The organism is Solemya elarraichensis gill symbiont (assembly GCF_002021095.1).
In the GTDB taxonomy this organism is placed as follows: Bacteria; Pseudomonadota; Gammaproteobacteria; order Chromatiales; family Chromatiaceae.
In genome coordinates this window covers 1-3,846 of record NZ_MPRK01000169.1, presented here as the reverse complement: position 1 = coordinate 3,846, position 3,846 = coordinate 1, and the positions used below count along the sequence as shown (strand labels likewise).

Genomic DNA, 3,846 nt, shown 5'->3' with positions numbered 1-3,846 from the left:
TGCAGGAGTCCGACATGTGGATCGGCGCGTTCGACAACCTCGCCGTCCAGCTCAAGAATCAGGCGCAGTACGCCGTGTGCAGCCGGGTGCTGGGGGCCGAAGTTGACCGTGTAGTTACGAATCTCAGACATCGGCTTCACCCTCTTCCTCTACTTCCTCTACTTCCGGTTCTTCCGGCTTCCAGCCTTCCTCGTAGCGATTATCGTGACGGATCACGCGCGGTACCAGGGTACGCATTTCGATACTGACAGGCTCGTAGACAACTCGCCTCTGTTCCGGGTCGTAACGCATTTCCACTTCGCCCTCGAGCGGAAAATCCTTGCGCAACGGATGGCCGATAAAGCCGTAGTCGGTAAGAATTCGACGCAGGTCGGGATGACCCTGGAAGAGAATACCGAGCAGATCGAACGCCTCGCGCTCGAACCAGTTGGCTGCTGCCCACAAGTCGACCACCGAGTCGACAACCGGGTAGTCGGAATCGAGCAGGGTTTTGACACGGATGCGATGATTCTTGACCACCGACAACAGGTGATAGACAACCGCGAAACGGGATGCCGGCTCAGGACTGAACATACGGCGATCAACGCCGCGGCAAAAACCGTCATTGCTTGTTGCCCACTCACTCATGCCATAGGCAGAGAGATCGACACCGCAAACATCGATACAGGTGTCAAATTGCAGGCTGCGCGCATTGCGCAGGGTTTTCATGGTCTCGAACAGCTTGTCACGCGGTACTTCGAGGGTGATCTCCTCGAGTTCACGGTTAAAGGAGATATCCTCCTCTTCCTCGAAGATTTCTTCGAGTTCGTCGGCAAGTTCGTCGAGGCGCTCAGCAAGCGTCATGATTCAAATCGTCCTGTATCCAATTCTGTTTAACGTGCGATGGTATTCGTACGTCGTATTTTGTTCTGTAACTGCAATATGCCGTATAGCAAGGCTTCAGCAGTTGGTGGGCAGCCTGGCACATAAACATCGACCGGAACCACCCTGTCACATCCGCGTACTACGGCATAAGAGTAATGATAATAACCGCCGCCATTGGCGCAGGAACCCATTGAGATAACCCAGCGTGGTTCTGCCATCTGGTCATAGACCTTTCGCAAAGCCGGTGCCATCTTGTTGACCAGGGTGCCGGCAACGATCATGACGTCCGACTGGCGTGGGCTGGGACGGAAAACAATTCCAAAGCGATCCATGTCGTAGCGCGCTGCAGCAGCGTGCATCATTTCAACGGCGCAGCAGGCAAGCCCGAAAGTCATCGGCCACATGGAGCCGGTGCGCGCCCAGTTGATCAGTTTGTCTGCGGAAGTAGTAACAAATCCTTCCTTGAGCAGGCCCTCTACTCCCATTCGAGTGCTCCTTTCTTCCATTCATATATAAAGCCAACAACAAGAATGCCGAGAAACAGCACCATGGCCCAGAAACCGACGAGTCCGATCTGGTCAAGTGCGACCGCCCATGGAAACAGGAAGGCAATTTCAAGATCGAAAATAATAAAAAGGATGGCGACGAGGTAGTAACGCACGTCAAACTTCATGCGGCTGTCTTCGAAGGCCTCGAAGCCGCACTCAAAAGGTGATCGCTTATCGCTATCAGGCTTGTGTGGCCCCAGCAAAAACCCCATTCCAACGACAACGGCGCCTATGATGCCACCGAGGGTGATAAACACCAGGATGGGCAGATAGTTCTCCAGCATTTGGAGTTATTCCCCTTTGTTTTTCTGACTCAGTTATCACGACAAGGCGTTAAAACCCCATCTGCAATACCACTTTTTAAACCTGAACCAGTCTAATCTGGTTGCCGAGTGCGTGTCAAACCTGAGCCAAGAGAGCTAAATAGAGCTTAAATAGATTGATTTCAGCAAGTTACATTATATTCGCAAAAATTAATATATTTTTTTTATTGCGCGCATAAAATAATGGTATCACCAGATGCAATCAGCAATTGAACTGACGCCTCATAGCAGCCTTAAAACGGTAACCTTTAAATATCTTCTTTCTTAAGATACTGTGCACATGAATCAACATGAAGCACACAAAGAAGGACTGTTTTTGAGCGAAGCAATCAAACCACGACTGGTGACAACAAATGAGGGGGATGATGAATGAAGATGCAATTCCCGCCTGACGCCTACGACGAACAGCTCAAGCTGAAACCATCGATCGGCATGCTCCTTGTCATGCTCTATTCAATCCGTCACGTCTTTCTGATATTTCTGGCCTATTTTCCCCTGATGCGTGGCGGCGGAGATAGCACATTCATCAAGGAATTCATGTCGCTTCAGGTCATGGCTGCAGATCTTCCTGCAATTCTTTTGCTTGTCACCCTTGTCATGCGACAGCCAGGAGCACATCAGCTATGGCGTTCAATCTGGCAACACGGCAGGTTGATATTGATACTAACGCTGGCAATACAACTGATCGTGGATATCCTGCAATCAGGCATGCAGATCATTGACAGATCAAACCAGGAAATGGTGATTCCTGTCCTTCTCTACCTGCTGCTGGATCTCTACGTTATGCTTTATGCGGTACGTTCCAACCGCATCAGGATGACATTTCTTGACTTCCCTGACGAGAAAAGTCACAAACCGACAGGCCTACTGGGAAAGGAACGTGAGGAGTATGATCGTAAGTTCCGCGAGATAGTCAGTAAAATCATCGCCAGCGACCCGGACAAAGCTGAAAAACTCACGCAGCTACTCAATGCAACAACCAAAGAGGCGGCCGAAACATGGCACGAACTTGCGCACCAGGCAGTTCAGGACAAGCGATACAAGGATGCTGAAATCCTGATGCAGAAAACACTCCTGTTTGATGCCGAAAATGGAGCCTGTTATTCCAATCTTGCGACAATCCAGCGGCATCTGGGTGAGGCGCATAAATCTTTACAAAGCGCCAAAAAGGCGGTCAAACTGCTACCAAATAATGCCGACGCCTATTTCAATCTTGCCCTGTCACTGGCTGAAACAGGCAACAAGACAGCGGCAATTTCAAGTTATCAGAGTGCATTGACGCTCCATCCGCAACACCTTTACGCATGGAAAAACCTTGGAATTCTGTTGCGTGATGCAGGTAAAGAGGAGTCTGCCAAACAGGCGCTCGGGAATGCACAGGTACTGGCTCAGAAACATCTTGATGAGTAGAAACAGAAGGTATAAACATGACAGATAGCCGTTCCAGTCGATGGCATATCGAAAACCCGGCCCAGGGAATGAATAAAAACCTGAAACTGTTCCAGATCTTTTATAACGATGAAACAAGGCAACAGCTCGACCCCGGTTTTATTGCACTGGATAACCGTGCCAACACGCGGCCTGACTGGGCCGAGTACTGGCCTATTCGACAGGTATTACTAAACAACCAATTTTCCGACAACGACTACATCGGCTTTTTCTCGCCAAGATTTTATGAAAAAACCGGCTGTAATTCCGAGCAGGTAAAAGATGTCGTGACGAATGGTGGCGACGAAATTTTCAGCTTTTCCCCTTTTTTTGACCACTCAGCCCTGCATCTCAATCCGTTTGAACAAGGAGAGCGATACCATCCCGGGCTTATTACATCATTTGAAAGTCTCTCCGGAGAACTGGATATTGAGCTAAACCCCAGGGAAATTGTTTGCGATCACACAACCACGATTTTCTCGAATTACTTCGTGGCCAGTTACGAGATATGGAAACGCTGGCTGGCTATGACTGAAATCATCTTCAGAATCTGCGAGGAGAATATCACTCCTCTTGGCCAAAAAATGCAAGCGTGTCTTTGATCTCGTGATGTAAAACGGGACATCCAAGTCGCCCTTTTACACTCGATCTTCGACAGCCTTTATTGCCCCGGACGCCCTGCG

5 protein-coding genes and 1 pseudogene are annotated in these 3,846 nt (G+C 49.6%); 2 read left to right on the top strand and 4 right to left on the bottom strand.

Annotated elements, in window-relative coordinates:
- The 4 genes and pseudogenes from BOW51_RS08285 to BOW51_RS08270 form a co-directional block, all read right to left on the bottom strand.
- A pseudogene (locus BOW51_RS08285) lies at positions 1-131 on the bottom strand (NADH-quinone oxidoreductase subunit D); the annotation flags it as partial.
- Positions 124-843 carry an NADH-quinone oxidoreductase subunit C gene (locus BOW51_RS08280; protein ID WP_078477284.1) on the bottom strand — a complete coding sequence of 240 codons (720 nt, stop codon included), beginning with the start codon at positions 841-843 and terminating at the stop codon, positions 124-126. The pseudogene BOW51_RS08285 and the gene BOW51_RS08280, both read right to left, overlap by 8 nt.
- Positions 844-872: 29 nt before the next feature.
- Positions 873-1,349 carry a NuoB/complex I 20 kDa subunit family protein gene (locus tag BOW51_RS08275; protein ID WP_078477283.1) on the bottom strand — a complete coding sequence of 159 codons (477 nt, stop codon included), beginning with the start codon at positions 1,347-1,349 and terminating at the stop codon, positions 873-875.
- Positions 1,340-1,696, bottom strand: coding sequence for an NADH-quinone oxidoreductase subunit A (locus tag BOW51_RS08270; RefSeq protein WP_078477281.1), 357 nt, complete (start codon positions 1,694-1,696; stop codon positions 1,340-1,342). Before BOW51_RS08270 ends, BOW51_RS08275 begins: the two co-directional genes overlap by 10 nt.
- 408 nt (positions 1,697-2,104) lie before the next feature.
- On the opposite strand from BOW51_RS08270, the gene BOW51_RS08265 reads away from it, so the two are divergent.
- Both BOW51_RS08265 and BOW51_RS08260 read left to right on the top strand, forming a co-directional pair.
- Positions 2,105-3,145 carry a DUF2919 family protein gene (locus BOW51_RS08265; RefSeq protein WP_078477279.1) on the top strand — a complete coding sequence of 347 codons (1,041 nt, stop codon included), beginning with the start codon at positions 2,105-2,107 and terminating at the stop codon, positions 3,143-3,145.
- A 17-nt stretch (positions 3,146-3,162) separates the two neighbouring features.
- Positions 3,163-3,765 carry a hypothetical protein gene (locus BOW51_RS08260; protein WP_078477278.1) on the top strand — a complete coding sequence of 201 codons (603 nt, stop codon included), beginning with the start codon at positions 3,163-3,165 and terminating at the stop codon, positions 3,763-3,765.
- Positions 3,766-3,846 lie beyond the last annotated feature (81 nt).